This window comes from Streptomyces sp. NPDC096132 (assembly GCF_044763345.1).
Classification (GTDB): Bacteria; Actinomycetota; Actinomycetes; order Streptomycetales; family Streptomycetaceae; genus Streptomyces.
In genome coordinates this window covers 176,572-192,022 of the sequence record NZ_JBIWGA010000013.1, presented here as the reverse complement: position 1 = coordinate 192,022, position 15,451 = coordinate 176,572, and the positions used below count along the sequence as shown (strand labels likewise).

The following is a 15,451-nucleotide window of genomic DNA, read 5'->3' as shown; positions in this document are numbered from 1 at the left end:
GCGGCATGGACATCAGGATCAGGGAAGCGGTACCGACCGAGTACGAGGCACTCGGTGAGATCACCGCCCAGGCATATCTCCAGGACGGCCTTCTCGACTACGGCGAGGGGGACGAGTATCTGCCGGTGCTGAAGGATGTGGCCGCTCGTGCGGCCGCCGCCGCGGTGCTGGTCGCCGTGGAGGGGGAACGGCTGCTGGGCGGGGTCACGTTCGTCGCCGGCCCCGGCCCGGTCGCCGACATCGCGCGCACCGGCGAGGCCGAGATCCGCGCGCTCGCGGTCGCGCACGCGGCGCGTGGCCGGGGGGCCGGAGAATCCCTCGTACGGGCCTGCGTCGACCGCGCGCGGGCCACGGAGGGCTGCACGGCCCTCGTCCTGTCGAGCCAGCGCAGCATGCACACCGCGCACCGGATCTACGAACGTCTCGGCTTCGTTCGCACGCCCGAGCGGGACTGGAATCCCGTGCCGCACCTGGACGACCTCACTCTCCTCACCTACAAGTTGACCCTCTGAAACCACCCCGACACAACATCTGGGGGTGGCGTGACAGGCGAGCACAAGATGTATGCTCATGCTCGCTGTCGCCACAGGGGAATCCGGTGCGAATCCGGAACTGTCCCGCAACGGTGTACTTGTGTGCGTACTACCCATGTCCGCACGCCTGTTCAGTCCGAGGACCTGCCGGCAGCGCACCCGGCCGTCCGGCTCGGGTGCCTTGACGTCCGGGCCTCGTGGAGTGGGCCGGTGGACGCGACGCCGTGCGCGCTCGTGTGCTGCCCCCTGCCCTCCGCCAGGCCCCTGCCGAGCGAGGGAGAGCCCCACGTGACCATCGCGCCAGCCGATCCGGCCTCAGCCACCCAGCTGGACACCGACGGTCCCGGTGCCGCACTGCTGCGGACCCTGACCGAGCTGACCGCCGACCTCCCCGACGCCGACCCCGGCCGGGTCGCCGCCGCCGCGCTGCGCGGCCGGTCCGCGCGGGCGGACGAGCGGGAGCTGCGCGAGCTGGCCACGGAGGCGGCCGCCGGCCTGATCTCCGAGGACCCCGCCTACTCGAAGCTGGCCGCCCGGCTGCTCACGATCTCCATCGCCGCCGAGGCCGCCTCCCAGGGCGTGACCTCGTTCACCGAGTCCGTGGCCGTCGGCCACCGCGAGGGGCTCGTCGCCGACCGCACCGCCGACTTCGTACGGCTGCACGCGGCCCGCCTGAACGCACTGATCGACCCGGCCGCCGACGACCGCTTCGGCTACTTCGGGCTCCGCACCCTCCACAGCCGCTACCTCCTGCGCCATCCCCACACGCGCAAGGTCGTCGAGACGCCCCAGCACTTCCTGCTGCGGGTGGCGAGCGGCCTCGCCGAGGACGACACCGCCCGCTCCGTCGACGAAGTCGCCGCGCTCCACGGACTCATGAGCCGGCTCGACTACCTGCCGTCCTCCCCCACGCTCTTCAACTCCGGCACCCGGCACCCCCAGATGTCGTCCTGCTACCTCCTCGACTCCCCGCTGGACGAGCTGGACTCCCTCTACGACCGCTACCACCAGGTGGCCCGGCTGTCGAAGCACGCCGGCGGCATCGGGCTGTCGTACAGCAGGATCCGCTCCCGCGGGTCCCTCATCCGCGGCACCAACGGGCACTCCAACGGCATCGTCCCGTTCCTGAAGACCCTGGACGCCTCCGTCGCCGCCGTGAACCAGGGCGGCCGGCGCAAGGGCGCGGCCGCGGTCTACCTGGAGACCTGGCACTCCGACATCGAGGAGTTCCTGGAGCTGCGCGACAACACGGGTGAGGACGCCCGCCGTACGCACAACCTGAACCTCGCGCACTGGATCCCGGACGAGTTCATGCGCCGGGTGAACGAGGACGGCACCTGGTCGCTGTTCTCCCCCTCGGACGTGCCGGAACTGGTCGACCTGTGGGGTGCGGAGTTCGATGCCGCGTACCGGAAGGCGGAGGCGGCCGGGCTCGCCAAGAAGACCATCCCGGCCCGTGATCTGTACGGCCGCATGATGCGGACCCTCGCGCAGACCGGCAACGGCTGGATGACCTTCAAGGACGCGGCCAACCGCACCGCCAACCAGACGGCCGAGCCGGGCCAGGTGATCCACTCCTCGAACCTCTGCACGGAGATCCTGGAGGTCACCAACGACGGCGAGACGGCGGTCTGCAACCTGGGTTCGGTGAACCTGGGCGCCTTCGTGGTCGACGGGGACATCGACTGGGAGCGGCTGGACACCACCGTCCGCACGGCCGTCACCTTCCTCGACCGGGTCGTCGACATCAACTTCTATCCGACCGAGCAGGCGGGCCGGTCGAACGCCAAGTGGCGTCCGGTGGGCCTGGGCGCGATGGGGCTGCAGGACGTCTTCTTCAAGCTGCGGCTGCCCTTCGACTCCGCCGAGGCGAAGCAACTCTCCACCCGGATCGCCGAGCGGATCATGCTCGCCGCGTACGAGGCGTCCGCCGACCTGGCCGAGCGCAACGGCCCGCTGCCGGCCTGGGACAAGACCCGTACCGCCCGCGGTGTGCTGCACCCGGACCACTACGGCGTCGCGTTCACCTGGCCGGAGCGCTGGGCGGCGCTGCGCGAGCGGATCGCGACGACCGGCCTGCGCAACTCGCTGCTCCTCGCCATCGCGCCGACGGCCACCATCGCCTCGATCGCCGGTGTGTACGAGTGCATCGAGCCGCAGGTGTCCAACCTCTTCAAGCGCGAGACGCTGTCCGGCGAGTTCCTCCAGGTCAACTCGTACCTGGTGCAGGACCTCAAGGAGCTCGGCGTCTGGGACGCCCGCACGCGTGAGGCGCTGCGGGACTCCAATGGCTCGGTGCAGGACTTCGCGTGGATCCCGGCCGATGTCCGCGCCCTGTACCGCACGGCGTGGGAGATCCCGCAGCGCGGCCTGATCGACATGGCCGCGGCCCGCACCCCGTATCTGGACCAGGCCCAGTCCCTGAACCTGTTCCTGGAGACGCCGACCATCGGCAAGCTCTCCTCGATGTACGCGTACGCCTGGAAGTCGGGCCTGAAGACGACGTACTACCTGCGCTCGCGCCCGGCGACCCGGATCGCCCGCGCCGCCCAGGCGCAGACCCCAGCCGCCATCCCCGTCCAGCAGGCCGCCGACCCCGACGCCGTCGCCTGCTCCCTTGAGAACCCCGAGTCCTGCGAGGCCTGCCAGTAATGACCACCGAAGCCAAGAACCTGCTCGACCCGGGCTTCGAGCTGACTCTCCGTCCGATGCGCTACCCGGACTTCTACGAGCGCTACCGGGACGCCATCAAGAACACCTGGACCGTGGAGGAGGTCGACCTCCACTCGGACGTCGCCGACCTCGCGAAGCTGTCCCCGATGGAACAGCACCTGATCGGCCGGCTGGTCGCCTTCTTCGCAACGGGCGACTCGATCGTGGCGAACAACCTGGTGCTGACGCTGTACAAGCACATCAACTCCCCCGAGGCGCGCCTGTATCTCAGCAGGCAGCTCTTCGAGGAGGCCGTCCACGTCCAGTTCTATCTGACCCTGCTGGACACCTACCTCCCCGACCCGGACGACCGCGCCGCCGCGTTCGACGCCGTGGAGAACATCCCCTCGATCCGCGAGAAGGCCGAGTTCTGCTTCAAGTGGATCAACGAGGTCGAGAAGCTGGACCGCCTGGAGTCCCAGGCCGACCGCCGCCGCTTCCTGCTCAACCTGATCTGCTTCGCTGCCTGCATCGAGGGCCTGTTCTTCTACGGCGCCTTCGCGTACGTCTACTGGTTCCGCAGCCGGGGTCTGCTGCACGGCCTCGCCACCGGCACCAACTGGGTGTTCCGGGACGAGACCATGCACATGAGCTTCGCGTTCGACGTGGTCGACACCGTCCGCAAGGAGGAGCCGGAGCTCTTCGACGAGCAGCTCCAGCAGCAGGTCACGGACATGCTCCGGGAGGCCGTCGAGGCCGAGCTGCAGTTCGCCCGTGACCTGTGCGGCGACGGCCTGCCGGGCATGAACACCGAATCGATGCGGCAGTACCTGGAGTGCGTCGCCGACCAGCGCCTCACCCGCCTGGGCTTCGCCCCGGTGTACGGCTCGGAGAACCCGTTCTCCTTCATGGAGCTGCAGGGCGTCCAGGAGCTGACCAACTTCTTCGAGCGCCGTCCGTCGGCGTACCAGGTCGCGGTGGAGGGCACCGTCGACCTGGACGAGGACTTCTGAACGCTCGAGCCCCTCAGGTCACTTCAGGGTGACCGCGTCCCCGGCCGACACGATCCGAGCGGTCGTCGTCGTGCCGGGGAAGTACCAGCGCCAGCTGCCCGCCGCCGTGACGGTCACCTTGGTGCTGAGCTTCCCGGCGGCGCCCGTCTTCACCGTCCTGACGGTGCTGTAGTGGGCGGCGCCGGCCTTCCGGTACTGGAGCTTGACCTCCTGCCCGGTGAAACCGTGGTAGCTCAGGTCCTCCCAGTTGGCCCGCGACAGCTTGCCGGTGACGGTGACCTTCGTGCCCTTGGCGACCTTCTCCGGGGTGATGACCGTGGTGAGCTTCGAGGCGCGCTTGACCTTGTAGCGGGCGATGTCGTCGGAGATCCAGTAGTTCCCGTCATTCGCCTTGACGGTGGCGTTGACCTGCCACACGCCGGCGATCCGGTTGGAGTCGATGTCGTCACCGGACGGGATCCAGGCCGGGTCGACCGTCATCGTCGCCGTGCAGACGGACGTGGTCGACGACTTCTTCCGGCACGTGGTGCCGGACCAGTCGAAGAAGCCGTACAGGTTCGACCGGTTGAAGGTGCTCACGTGCGTGAGCCCCTTCACCCCCGAGTTGTCCTTGACGGTGATGGCGATGGGGAAGGTGACCTTGTTCGTCGTCCCGACGGTCACGTTCTTCCCGCCGTTGACCACGGTCGACACCACCCGGACATCGCCCGTCCCCTCCGCGTGGGCCCCCGTGGCCGTCACCAGGATGAGGGCCGCGGCCCCAACTCCCGCGGCCCATACCGTTCTTCGCATGATCCTCCCCTTGTCAGTCGGTCAGGAGAGGCTACACACGCGTGCGAATCAAGCGTCCCGCATTTCTGATCTCGCGGTCGATGCGGCGGTCCCGGACGACGCCGGCCACCGAGGGGGCGACCAGGAACGCCAGGATCACCAGGACGGTGATCATTCCGATGAGGCCTTCGATCTGGTTCGTATGCATGTCACCACTGTCCCGCCGAACACTCCTTACTGGGAGTGGCAGGACTGCCGTACACCTTCAAATTCCTGCCACCTCGGGTGCACACTGGAGGCATGCTGCAGAACGTGGCCGCCGTCCTGCTCGACGGTGTGCATCCCTTCGAACTGGGTGTGGTCTGCGAGGTCTTCGGCGTCGACCGCCGTGACGAGGGACTGCCGGTGTACGACTTCGCGGTGGTCTCGGCCGAGGGCCCGTCACTGGGCACGCATGTCGGCGGACTGAGCGTCTCCACGCCGTACGGTCTGGACCGGCTCGACGAGGCCGATCTGATCGCCCTGCCCGCCGGCAGCGGCTACCACCTGCGGGAGTACCCGCCGGAGCTGCTCGAGGCCCTGAGACGGGCGGTGGCGCGCGGGACGCGTGTGCTGAGCGTGTGTTCCGGGGTCTTCGTGCTCGGTGCCGCCGGGCTGCTCGACGGCCGGCGCTGTGCGGTGCACTGGCACCACGCGGAGGCCCTGGCCCGCCAGTACCCGCGGGCGGTCGTCGAGCCCGACGTGCTCTATGTCGACGAGGACCCGGTGATCACCTCCGCGGGCACGGCCGCCGGGATCGACGCCTGTCTCCACCTCGTCCGCAAGGAACAGGGACCCGAGGTCGCGAACCGGATCGCCCGGCGGATGGTCGTACCGCCGCACCGGGACGGCGGCCAGGCGCAGTACATCGAGCGGCCGCTGCCCCGGTCCTCGTGCGACACGGTCGGGGAGGTGCTGGCCTGGATGGAGGCGCACCTCGACCGGGAGGTCACGGTCGAGCAGCTCGCCGCCCGCGCCCACATGGCGCCGCGCACCTTCGCCCGCCGCTTCCAGCAGGAGACGGGCACCACGCCCTACCGGTGGCTGCTGCGCCAGCGGGTGCTGCTGGCCCAGCATCTGCTGGAAGCCACGGACGAGACGGTGGACGCGATCGCCTGGCGCACCGGCTTCGGCACGGCGGGCGCCCTGCGCCACCAGTTCGTACGGTCCCTGGGGACGACCCCGAACGCCTATCGGCGGACCTTCCGGGGGCCGCAGGCGGTCGCCTGACCGCCTGCGGCCCGTGGCCGGACCCGCTCGCTCTCACCCCGGCAGCGCCCGCAGCCGCAGTCGGCGCGGCCGGAGCGTGATGCCTATGCGGGTGCGGTTGTCGGAGCCGGGCGCGGGCTCGAAGCGGAATGCGCTTGCCACCACCGCGGTGATCAGCGTGAGCGAGGCCATCGAGAAGTGGTCGCTCGGGCACTTGCGGTTGCCGACGCCGAACGGCGACATGGCGTACTTCGGTACCTCCGCGGAGTGGCCGGGCAGCCAGCGGTCGGGGTCGAACTCCTCGTGCCGCCCGAAGGAACGCGGATCGCGCTGGACCGCGTACGGGCTGTAGACGAGGTCCGCTCCGGCGGGAATGCGGTATCCGCCGAGCTCGGTGTCGGTCACCGCGCGCCGGGTCAATATCCATACGGCGGGATACAGCCGCATGGTCTCGACCACCACATTGGCCGTGTGCCGTAGCTTTCGGACGTCGCCGAATGCGACCGGCCGGTCACCGGCGACGCTTTTCACCTCGTCGCGGATCTTGTCCACTTGATCCGGATGCTCCGTGAGGACGTGGAGCAACGACATGACCGAGGAGCCGGCGGTTTCGCTGCCCGGGGTCAGTATCGCGACGACCTGGTCGTGGATCTCCTGTTCCCCGATCGGATCGCCATTCTCGTCCGTCGCATCCAGCAAAGCCGTCAGCAAATCGTCCGGTTTTTGACCGGATGCCCGACGATCGGCGATGATCTCGTCGACGAGCCGATGGAGATCGGCCAGTGCCCGGTTGAATTCGCGGTTGGCCGGAATCGGTACCCGATAAAGGGGTCCGAGCGGGAGCACCATGCGTTGGTACATACCGGCGAACAGCGTGGCGATCGCGGAGGAGATGCGCTCGGACCGGGCGTCCATGTAGGTGCCGCGCATCAGACAGCGGGCGGAGATGCGCACGGACACCCGGAAGCCCTCCGCCGTGGCGTCGAGGACCTCGCCCCTGCTCCACCGCTCGACGAGCGCGTACGCCTCCTCCTCCATGATCGGCCCGTACGCCGGGAGGAGGTCGAGCCGGAACGCGGGCTGGATGGTACGCCGCTGCCGGCGGTGGAGCGGACCGTTGGCGGTGGCCACGCCCTCCTTGCCGAGCAGGCCCTCCAGGGACTCCCACAGGGGTCCGGCGATGATGTAGTCGGGGCTGAGGGCGAGTTCCCCGGTGAGCTGGGGAGCGGTGACGGCGTACAGCGTCTTGGGGCCGAGCCTGAGGCGGACGACGTCACCGTGGTCGCGCAGCTGGGCCAGGAAGCCCAGCGGGCTGCGGGCCAGCTTCAGGCCGTGGCCGAGGAGCGGGACCCCGCCGCCGGCCAGGGGCGGCTCCTGCGGTGCTGTGGTCCCGGAGGACTCGGACTTCACGGATTCGACGGTCATTTCTCACCTGCCGCTTCGTTGTTGACGTACGGGGGCGTGGACCGGTCGTCCCAGCTGTCGACCATGTATCGGCCGGACTCGTGGTGGAACCAGTAGACGGAACTGAACCAGTTCCGCATGTTCGCGAGGCAGGCCCGTACGGCGGCGCCGAGTTCTTTTCCGTGGACCGTCCCGTCGGCGAGCCGGTCGGCCAGCCGTAAGACGTCCTTCTCGACGGCGAGGAATCCGGATATGCATTCCTCGACGCGCCGCCGCAGTTCGTCCACTGCCTCTTCCAGGGTCAGTCCCTCATGGGTGATGAGACTGATTCCGAGATTGTGCACCTCGTCGCCCGCTATTTCCTTCGGCAGCGAACAGAGGTCGTTGTACAGGGCGGCGAATTCCTGACTCAGCAGGGCCGCCCGCCGAAAGGACGGGTGTTTTCGCACCGCGTCCGGGAGTTCGCGTCCCGCACTCAGTTCCAGGAGGTCGGTCCAGATCCAGTGCGCAAAGGTGAGCCGACGCAGTGCGAGATATTCCTCGACCGGGGGGATCCGCCCTTGGAGGCGATTGCGGAATTCCCGGTCGTACGCGTCGATCACGGTGTGGAAGTGCCGCCTGAACCGCGCGTTCCAGGTGCCGGGGAGGACCGAGAACAACCGGCCCGTGCTGTCCGCGAGCCCGGCCACCAGTGGGTCCGGATGGCGCTGGTGGGCCGCCGGGGCGTCCAGAGCCGCGTGCAACCGGAACCTGAGCCGACGCCACTCCGCGCTACGGCCGTGCACGACGTCGCGGTCGTGCCGGTCGTCCCACACGAAGAACCAGGCGCTGTAGTCGGCTATGGCCTGGAGAACCTCCTCGGAGGCGTCGACGTAGTACCCCGCCATCAAATCCGTGTAGCACAGTCCGTCGGCATATTCTGCGACCTTGTCCTCCGGCATGAGGCGTTTTCCCAGCAGCCAGGAGCGTGTGTTCTCCTGCAACTGGGGCCAATACGGATGCAGTTGCCGGGGAAAGGCCGCCTCGATGACCGGAAGAGAGAGCGAGGGCGGGACCGCCGGCGCGGCCACCGTCGCCGTGGTGCTGTATGTGGTGCTGTATGGGAAAGTTGGCACGAACAACCCCTCTCAGCCGCCAGTGGGCACACACCCCTCCCGCCGTGCCGGGCGTGCGCCGTTGCGTATCCCCGCACTTCCCATTCAGCACTACAAGTGACCGTTATGGGAACGGATTTGCTTCATTCACCACCTCAACCTGCTGAGAATCCACCCCGGCGTGACTGATTATGGGTCAGCAGATGTGCAAAAGCGATCGAACGTCCGTCGGACATACGAACGACGCCTGACCGGGAAGTTTCCCGGCCAGGCGTCGTGTACGTGGTGGCGTGGATCAGTCGTTGGCGACCACGGGGTAGCGGGGCTCGTTCTCGGCCATCTGCCGCAGGGCGTCCTTGCGTTCGCGCTTGGACAGCCGGTCGATGTAGAGGTACCCGTACAGGTGATCCGTCTCGTGCTGCAAACAGCGAGCGAAGTACCCGGTGCCGCGCACCTTGATCGGGTTGCCCTTCTCGTCCTGCCCGGTCACCTCGGCGTAGTCGGGGCGGGCGAGCGGCGCGTAGGCGGTGGGCACCGACAGGCAGCCCTCGTTGCTGTCGTCCAGCCGGCGCCGGTCGGCGGGCAGTTCGACGAGCTTGGGGTTGCAGACCACGCCGGTGTGCCGGACGCCCTCGTCGTCGGGGCAGTCGTAGACAAAGACCTTCAGGTCGACGCCGATCTGGTTGGCGGCCAGCCCCACGCCCTCGGCGGTGCGCTGGCTGGCGAACATGTCGTCCACCAGCTTCAGCAGCTCGTCGTCGAACGTGGTGACGTCCTTGCACTCCTTGTGGAGCACCGGGTTCCCGACGACCGTGATCGGCCGCGAGGTGCCCCGCCCGCGGTACGCCTCCTCGCGCTCCTCCGTGTCCTCGGTGTCGATGACGAAGCCCTCGTCGTCCACGGGGAGCACGCCCGCGTGCTGCTGATCGGTGTCCTGCTGCGCCATGACCGACGTATGCCTTCCTGCAACCTGAAGAAATTCTGCGAAGTACAGCCTAAAGGGAGAGGACTGGAGGAAGCCGTTCAGCAAACCTCTTCCAGATCCCGCCAATCCCTGGAGTCGGGGCTGTCGGCAACCCACCCGTCCAACAACCCCCGCACCAGCGAGGCCGGTGCCGCGACACCACACTCCCGCTCCGGCACCCACAGCTGCCCATCGGTCCGATGCCCCAGCGGCCCCGGATGCCCCGGCTCACTGTGGTCGTGGGGATCAAGATGCTCCCCGTCGCCCTCGTCCGACGGCATCCGCGACTCCGAACACATCCGGCACAGCAACCGCACCGACGACGACCAGTCCTCCGCGGCGAACCCCGCGTCCGCGGCCAACTGCTCCAGGGCGTCCCGGTCGGCCTCCGTCGCCGCCTCCAGCAGGACCACCCAGGTGGGCACGGGGGACGGCGCCCACAGCTCGATCTCGTCGAAGACGGGGTAGGAGTGCCCGGCCGCCGTGGTCCGCTCGCCGTGCGGCACCCCGTCGTGCAGCACGACCTCGCCCCAGCGCCGCCCGGACGACGGCAGCGGGATCGACAGCACCTCCATGCGGGCGGGGTCCAGTCGCCGCCCCCACACCACCTCGGCCTCCCCCTCCGGGGACAGCCGTACGGCCGCGCTGCCCAGCTCCATGCCGACGGGCTCGCCGGAGCCGATGCCGCTGCCGGGGACATGCAGCCCGTACGCCTGCCAGGCGCGGCGCGCCAGCGGCCAGTCCTGCAGCGCGGTGGCGGCGATACCGACGTTCCACCAGTCGGGAGCGCCGGTCTCGCGGTCGAGCAGGGCGACGGCCCGCAGACCGGCCGTACGGGCCTGCTCCCAGTCGTGCCGGAACTTGTGCAGGAGGGCGAGGTTGAACCAGGACTCCGACAGCCAGGGCTCCAGGTCGGCGGCACGTGTCAGCAGCGCGCCGGCATCCTCGTACCGTCCGTCGCCGATCAGCGTGAACGCACGGTCGGTGGCCTGCCGCCAGGAGGCGGAGGGCCGGTGCCGTCCCTTGCCGAAGATCCTCACGATTCCCGCCTGCCAGTTCCGTTCTGTGGGCTGGCCAGTGCCCCCGGACACTCTCTCCCTCGCATCCAACCACGTGCGGCTGGGAGGGCGCTCATTACCCATGGGTTACCCACCCTTGGGCAGGGTCAGACAGTCCCGTGACAGTACCCTGGCCAGCGCCTCCACGACCTCCGGCGCGTACTCGCCGCCGGTGCCGAGGCGCAGTTCCTCCAGGGCGGTGAGGGGGCCTCCGGGGCCGGAATCCTGCACCTTCTCCTCGTACGCGTTCACCACCCGGACTATGCGGGCGGCCACCGGCTGTTCCTGGTACGGGTCGGCCTGCCGCTCGACGACCGCAGCGACCTGGGCGCTCGCCCCGGTCTGGCGGACGACGGCCCCGCCGAGCAGCGCGATCCGCCGCTGCTCGGCCGCCGGCAGGCCGGAGGTGGCGCCGGCCGGGACCGGGTCGACCAGGCTGAGCTGGCCGATGTCGTGCATCAGGGCCGCGTACTCCAGCACGGTCAGCTCGGCCTCCGGCAGTCCCAGGTCCCGGCCCACGGCCTGGCTGAGGACGGCGACCCGGCGGGCGTGCCCGGCCGGGGTGTATCCGGCGATCTCGGTGGCGCGGGCCAGGGAGACGATGGTCTGCCGGTTGGTGGCGCGGACGGCGGCGTACCGGCGCAGGGACAGCTGGGTGAGCAGCAGCGGCACCGAGAACACGGGCAGCGCCCAGAGCCCTACGACGGCGACCGCGAGCGCCATCACCGCGCCGGTCGCACACACCGCCGACCCGATGCCGGGCACCGCCCGCAGCTCGTCGCGGAGCAGCGGGGGGAACGGCCAGCCGGTGCGGGAGTGGGCCAGCGCGGCGGCGATCACGGCGTCGCACAGCACGGTCAGGACGAGCAGCGCGAGCAGGACGAGGGCGTAGACCGAACCCCGCCAGCGGTCGAACGCCCCGCTGTTGTAGAGGGGCTGGAAGCAGACGGCCGCGAAACCGACGGCCAGGACGCGACGGACCAGGTGGTCGAGGACGGGCCCCTCCCCGCGTGCGATGTGCGGCACGCTGCCCAGCAGCGAGGCGGTGGCCACCACCGAGACGACCTGGGCGACCCCGTGGTGGCCGGGGTGCCCGGCGTGCTCCCCGAGCAGGGCGTACGACAGTCCGCCGGCGGCACCGAGCGGCGCGGCCTCCCGAAGCCCGGGCCGGCTCATCAGCTCCCCCACCGCGACGAGGCTCCCGAAGGCGAGCGCGACCGCCCCCTCCTCGACACCGGTGCGGAAGGTGACGAGGAGGGAGACGACGGTGAGCAGCCCGGCCGCCGTGTGCAGGGGGCGGCGTGGGGTCATCGGGACACCCCCGGGCGGCGCGGGATCATCGGGACGCTCCCGGGCGGCGGGGGGGTCATCGGGAGACTCCCGGGCGGTCGGGGGCGGAGGCGGGCCGGGGGACGGTGGGTGGGCGGGTCTCGTCGGACGTCACGATCGGATGCCAGCCGTCCCGCCCGATCACCCTCGCCAGGGCGGTGACCATCCGCGGGTCGAACTGCGTGCCCGCGCACCGCTCCAGCTCCTCCAGGGCGACCGGCACCGGCCGGGCCCGGCTGTAGCTCCGGGTGGACGTCATCGCGTCGAAGGCGTCGGCGACGGCCACCACCCGTGCGGGTTCCGGGATCTGACTGCCCACCAGCCCGTAGGGGTAGCCGCTGCCGTCGATCCGCTCGTGGTGGTGGAGGATCGCCGAGCGGGCCTCGCCGAGGAAGGAGATGCCCCGGGTGATCTCGTGCCCGTACTCGGGGTGCAGCTCGATCACCCGCCGTTCCTCGGGTGTCAGCGGCCCGTCCTTGCGCAGCAGCCGCGTGGGCACGCCGAGCTTGCCCACGTCGTGCAGGATCCCGGCGAACCGGATGACCTCGACGCGGCTGTCGTCCATGCCCAGCTCGCGCGCGATCATCATCGAGGCCTGGCCGACGCGTTCGCTGTGGCCGCGTGTGTAGTCGTCCTTGATGTCGACGGCCTGCACCAGCGCGCGGATCGTCGCCCGGTGGGCGGCCCGTTCCCGGTGGTACTGGGCGAACACCCACCACGACACGGCCATCGGGAACAGCACGAGCAGCGCGGCGACCGGCCCGTAGGGGCTGCGCCAGAGCACGGCCATCATCAGCCCGGCGAGTCCGTGCACGGCGAGGGGCGCGAGCGAGCGCAGGAACAGCCCACGGCAGACCTTGAGCGGCGGCAGCCCCTCGGCGAGCGCGAGCATCCCGCCGTCCAGGACGGCGAGCACCGCGCAGAAGACGAGGACGGCCGCACCCGCCGGCACCAGCGCGTACGGCACGTCGGAGCCGGCCACGGCGTCCCGCCCGTCCAGCGCCCCGTGGACCCGGGCCGCGGCCCAGACCGCGAGGGAGGACTGGGCCGCCCGCCAGACGCGGCGCAGCACGAAGGGGCCCTGCTCGACGTGCGAGCACAGGGCCCCGGGGAGAGCCACGAGCGCGGCCGCGGGCGGTGGCAGCAGAAAGGCCCCGGCGAGCAGTACGGGGGAGAAGGTCCCGGCGAACCGGCGCCGGGCGATCTGCTCGCCCCCGGCGTACAGCGCGGCGAGCAGGCCGACGGCCCACCAGGGCGTGCGCGCGGAGGTGATCAGCGGGGACAGGCAGAGGAGGGCGGCGAGGACGACACCGGCGACGTAACCGCCCGCCCGCGCCGGCACTCCCTCCATGACGCCTCCCCAGCCATGCCCGCCCGGGCTCCGTCAGCAGTCCGGGCTTCGGAGCCTAGGGTGGCGTGGGGTGGCTCTGCGGGCGTATCACCCGCGGATTAGCACATTCGGGTGACGACGGGCGCCGTCAGGACTCCTGCGGAGTGACCGGGGCGGCCGGGGTGGCCGTCACATCGTGCTCGGGCACGGTCTGGCCGGAACGGATCAGGTCGAGCCGCCCCAGGACCTTGGCGCGCAGGTCGGTCGGCACGTCGTCATGGCCGCAGCACCGCTTGACCAGCTTCTTCACGGCCTCTTCGAGTCCGTACTTCTCCAGGCACGGCGAGCACTCGGTGAAGTGCTGCTTGAACTTGTCGCGATCGACGTCCGGCATCTCGCTGTCGAGGAACTCGTACAGATGGTCGAGGACCTCACTGCAGTCCGTCTCGTGCGGATCTCCGCAGCTCATGAGCCCGAACCTTTCGCTTCGTTCGACTCTCCGGCGCCGGCCGGGACCAGCCCGCGCTCACGGGCGTAATCCTCGAGCATGCCGCGCAGTTGACGGCGGCCCCGGTGCAGCCGGGACATCACCGTACCGATGGGTGTCCCCATGATGTCCGCGATCTCCTTGTACGCAAAGCCCTCGACGTCTGCGAGGTACACGGCGATGCGGAACTCCTCGGGAATGGCCTGAAGTGCTTCCTTGACGTCCGAGTCGGGCAGGTGGTCCAGCGCCTGCGACTCGGCGGAGCGCAGACCGGTCGACATGTGCGACTCGGCGCGGGCGAGCTGCCAGTCCTCGATCTCCTCGGCCGCACTGCGCTGGGGCTCGCGCTGCTTCTTGCGGTACGAGTTGATGAAGGTGTTGGTGAGGATCCGGTACAGCCAGGCCTTGAGGTTGGTGCCCTCACGGAACTGGTGGAAGGACGCGTACGCCTTGGCATACGTCTCCTGTACCAGGTCCTCGGCGTCCGCCGGGTTGCGCGTCATGCGCAGCGCGGCCGAGTACATCTGGTCGAGGAACTCGAGCGCGTCCCGCTCGAAGCGCGCGCTGCGCTCCGCGGACGACTCGTCGCCCGTGTCCACGCCCATGCCCTGGCCCTCGGGCAGCTCCGCCTGGCCGTTGTCGGTCCCTGCGTCGGTACCGGTGACCGGACCCACCTCCTCAAGATTGCGGGCAGGACCGAATCCGGTCCCACTCGAATCGGAGGATAGACGACTACCCGTGGCCGCCGCCCCTCGAATAGGGGTGGCCTTGGCCGCGTGCAGCACCGTCCAGTCCAGGTCAGTGCGGCTGCTGCGGCTCGGGCAGATGGTCGAACCCATGCGGCGGACTTCCTCTCCCACGACGTCGGTGCTGCGTGTTCAGCACTTCTGTCCGGCTCAACAGTGGACCGCCCGACAACATTCCCGAGTTTTTACCCGAGTGACCCGGTCCACTTCACCACCGCGTCGGTGACGAGCGCCACGGCCTCCTCCTGGCTGATCTCCGCCCGTTTGGGCACGGCGAGGCCGTGGTCGCCGTACGGCACCTCGACGAGCTCGTAGTCGCCCTCGGGGAACTCGTCGGGCCGGCCGAAGGTGTCGTTGCCGCCCTGCACGACGAGCGTGGGCACTTCGGCCCCGAGCAGTTCCTCGGCGCGGGACTTCTCCGGCTTGCCCGGCGGGTGCAGCGGGAAGCTGAGCGCGAGCACGGCGTGCGCGCCCAGTTCGGTGGCGGTACGGCACGCCACCCGGGCCCCCGCCGACCGCCCGCCGGAGACCACCGGCAGCCCCTGCCCCGCGACCGCCGGCCAGATCCCGCGCCAGCCGGTGTCGAGCGTCTTCGGCGCGGGCGCCACCTTCTTGCCGGCCACCCGCCAGGGCTGCTCGACGAGGGCGACGGTCACTCCGTGCGCGGGAAGGACGGCCGCGAGGGCCCGCAGGTCCCGGGCCTCGATGCCACCGCCGGCGCCATGGCTGACGGCGAGGACCAGACGGGGTGTGTCCGCCCGGTGCCAGGTGATGCGGGCGTCACCCGCGTCGGTACCGACGATCTCGGTCGTCACATCAGAA

Annotated in this window: 15 protein-coding genes and 1 riboswitch; of the genes, 4 read left to right on the top strand and 11 right to left on the bottom strand. The window is 70.0% G+C overall.

Annotation, left to right across the window (positions count from 1 at the left end):
* Positions 1–5: 5 nt before the first annotated feature.
* The 3 genes from ACIRF9_RS29250 (at position 6) to ACIRF9_RS29240 (ending at position 4,198) form a co-directional block, all read left to right on the top strand.
* On the top strand, positions 6–512 hold the full coding sequence (locus ACIRF9_RS29250) for a GNAT family N-acetyltransferase (RefSeq protein WP_403828068.1): 507 nt from the start codon (positions 6–8) through the stop codon (positions 510–512).
* 45 nt (positions 513–557) lie between these two features.
* Positions 558–700, top strand: a riboswitch (cobalamin riboswitch).
* A 121-nt stretch (positions 701–821) separates the two neighbouring features.
* Positions 822–3,185, top strand: a complete 2,364-nt coding sequence (locus tag ACIRF9_RS29245; RefSeq protein ID WP_403828066.1) for a ribonucleoside-diphosphate reductase subunit alpha — start codon at positions 822–824, stop codon at positions 3,183–3,185.
* Positions 3,185–4,198 (top strand): ribonucleotide-diphosphate reductase subunit beta, encoded by a 1,014-nt coding sequence (locus tag ACIRF9_RS29240; protein WP_403828064.1) that lies wholly within the window; start codon positions 3,185–3,187, stop codon positions 4,196–4,198. The genes ACIRF9_RS29245 and ACIRF9_RS29240 overlap by 1 nt, the downstream gene beginning before the upstream one ends.
* 18 nt (positions 4,199–4,216) lie before the next feature.
* On the opposite strand, the gene ACIRF9_RS29235 is transcribed toward ACIRF9_RS29240, so the two are convergent.
* Both ACIRF9_RS29235 and ACIRF9_RS29230 read right to left on the bottom strand, forming a co-directional pair.
* On the bottom strand, positions 4,217–4,990 hold the full coding sequence (locus tag ACIRF9_RS29235) for a hypothetical protein (RefSeq protein WP_403828062.1): 774 nt from the start codon (positions 4,988–4,990) through the stop codon (positions 4,217–4,219).
* 31 nt (positions 4,991–5,021) lie between these two features.
* Positions 5,022–5,177, bottom strand: coding sequence for a hypothetical protein (locus tag ACIRF9_RS29230; RefSeq protein WP_403828060.1), 156 nt, complete (start codon positions 5,175–5,177; stop codon positions 5,022–5,024).
* A 92-nt stretch (positions 5,178–5,269) separates the two neighbouring features.
* On the opposite strand from ACIRF9_RS29230, the gene ACIRF9_RS29225 reads away from it, so the two are divergent.
* Positions 5,270–6,238: a GlxA family transcriptional regulator gene (locus ACIRF9_RS29225; RefSeq protein WP_403828058.1), complete on the top strand. Its 969-nt coding sequence runs from the start codon at positions 5,270–5,272 to the stop codon at positions 6,236–6,238.
* A 33-nt stretch (positions 6,239–6,271) separates the two neighbouring features.
* Here the strand turns inward: ACIRF9_RS29225 and ACIRF9_RS29220 are convergent, their stop codons facing one another.
* The 9 genes from ACIRF9_RS29220 to ACIRF9_RS29180 form a co-directional block, all read right to left on the bottom strand.
* Positions 6,272–7,642, bottom strand: coding sequence for a cytochrome P450 (locus ACIRF9_RS29220; RefSeq protein ID WP_403828056.1), 1,371 nt, complete (start codon positions 7,640–7,642; stop codon positions 6,272–6,274).
* Positions 7,639–8,736: an epi-isozizaene synthase gene (gene cyc1 / locus ACIRF9_RS29215; RefSeq protein WP_403828054.1), complete on the bottom strand. Its 1,098-nt coding sequence runs from the start codon at positions 8,734–8,736 to the stop codon at positions 7,639–7,641. Before cyc1 ends, ACIRF9_RS29220 begins: the two co-directional genes overlap by 4 nt.
* 274 nt (positions 8,737–9,010) lie before the next feature.
* Complete coding sequence (def, locus tag ACIRF9_RS29210) at positions 9,011–9,661, bottom strand: peptide deformylase (protein WP_403828053.1); 651 nt, start codon at positions 9,659–9,661, stop codon at positions 9,011–9,013.
* A 77-nt stretch (positions 9,662–9,738) separates the two neighbouring features.
* Positions 9,739–10,719 carry a c-type cytochrome biogenesis protein gene (locus ACIRF9_RS29205; RefSeq protein ID WP_133912498.1) on the bottom strand — a complete coding sequence of 327 codons (981 nt, stop codon included), beginning with the start codon at positions 10,717–10,719 and terminating at the stop codon, positions 9,739–9,741.
* Positions 10,720–10,824: 105 nt separating this feature from the next.
* Positions 10,825–12,048: an HD-GYP domain-containing protein gene (locus ACIRF9_RS29200; RefSeq protein ID WP_403828051.1), complete on the bottom strand. Its 1,224-nt coding sequence runs from the start codon at positions 12,046–12,048 to the stop codon at positions 10,825–10,827.
* 55 nt (positions 12,049–12,103) lie between these two features.
* Complete coding sequence (locus ACIRF9_RS29195; protein WP_403828049.1) at positions 12,104–13,417, bottom strand: HD-GYP domain-containing protein; 1,314 nt, start codon at positions 13,415–13,417, stop codon at positions 12,104–12,106.
* Positions 13,418–13,544: 127 nt separating this feature from the next.
* On the bottom strand, positions 13,545–13,865 hold the full coding sequence (gene rsrA / locus ACIRF9_RS29190; RefSeq protein ID WP_403828047.1) for a mycothiol system anti-sigma-R factor: 321 nt from the start codon (positions 13,863–13,865) through the stop codon (positions 13,545–13,547).
* Positions 13,862–14,722, bottom strand: coding sequence for a sigma-70 family RNA polymerase sigma factor (locus ACIRF9_RS29185; protein ID WP_403828046.1), 861 nt, complete (start codon positions 14,720–14,722; stop codon positions 13,862–13,864). Before ACIRF9_RS29185 ends, rsrA begins: the two co-directional genes overlap by 4 nt.
* 92 nt (positions 14,723–14,814) lie before the next feature.
* Complete coding sequence (locus ACIRF9_RS29180; RefSeq protein ID WP_403828257.1) at positions 14,815–15,444, bottom strand: alpha/beta family hydrolase; 630 nt, start codon at positions 15,442–15,444, stop codon at positions 14,815–14,817.
* Positions 15,445–15,451: the final 7 nt, after the last annotated feature.

Bases quoted from the DNA above. Each gene is read 5' to 3' on its own strand.
- ACIRF9_RS29250 (WP_403828068.1), top strand. From the start codon at position 6: ATGGACATCAGGATCAGGGAAGCGGTACCGACCGAGTACGAGGCACTC.
- ACIRF9_RS29240 (WP_403828064.1), top strand. From the start codon at position 3,185: ATGACCACCGAAGCCAAGAACCTGCTCGACCCGGGCTTCGAGCTGACT.
- ACIRF9_RS29235 (WP_403828062.1), bottom strand. From the start codon at position 4,990: ATGCGAAGAACGGTATGGGCCGCGGGAGTTGGGGCCGCGGCCCTCATC.
- ACIRF9_RS29230 (WP_403828060.1), bottom strand. From the start codon at position 5,177: ATGCATACGAACCAGATCGAAGGCCTCATCGGAATGATCACCGTCCTG.
- ACIRF9_RS29225 (WP_403828058.1), top strand. From the start codon at position 5,270: ATGCTGCAGAACGTGGCCGCCGTCCTGCTCGACGGTGTGCATCCCTTC.
- ACIRF9_RS29220 (WP_403828056.1), bottom strand. From the start codon at position 7,642: ATGACCGTCGAATCCGTGAAGTCCGAGTCCTCCGGGACCACAGCACCG.
- def (WP_403828053.1), bottom strand. From the start codon at position 9,661: ATGGCGCAGCAGGACACCGATCAGCAGCACGCGGGCGTGCTCCCCGTG.
- ACIRF9_RS29200 (WP_403828051.1), bottom strand. From the start codon at position 12,048: ATGACCCCACGCCGCCCCCTGCACACGGCGGCCGGGCTGCTCACCGTC.
- ACIRF9_RS29195 (WP_403828049.1), bottom strand. From the start codon at position 13,417: ATGGAGGGAGTGCCGGCGCGGGCGGGCGGTTACGTCGCCGGTGTCGTC.
- rsrA (WP_403828047.1), bottom strand. From the start codon at position 13,865: ATGAGCTGCGGAGATCCGCACGAGACGGACTGCAGTGAGGTCCTCGAC.
- ACIRF9_RS29185 (WP_403828046.1), bottom strand. From the start codon at position 14,722: ATGGGTTCGACCATCTGCCCGAGCCGCAGCAGCCGCACTGACCTGGAC.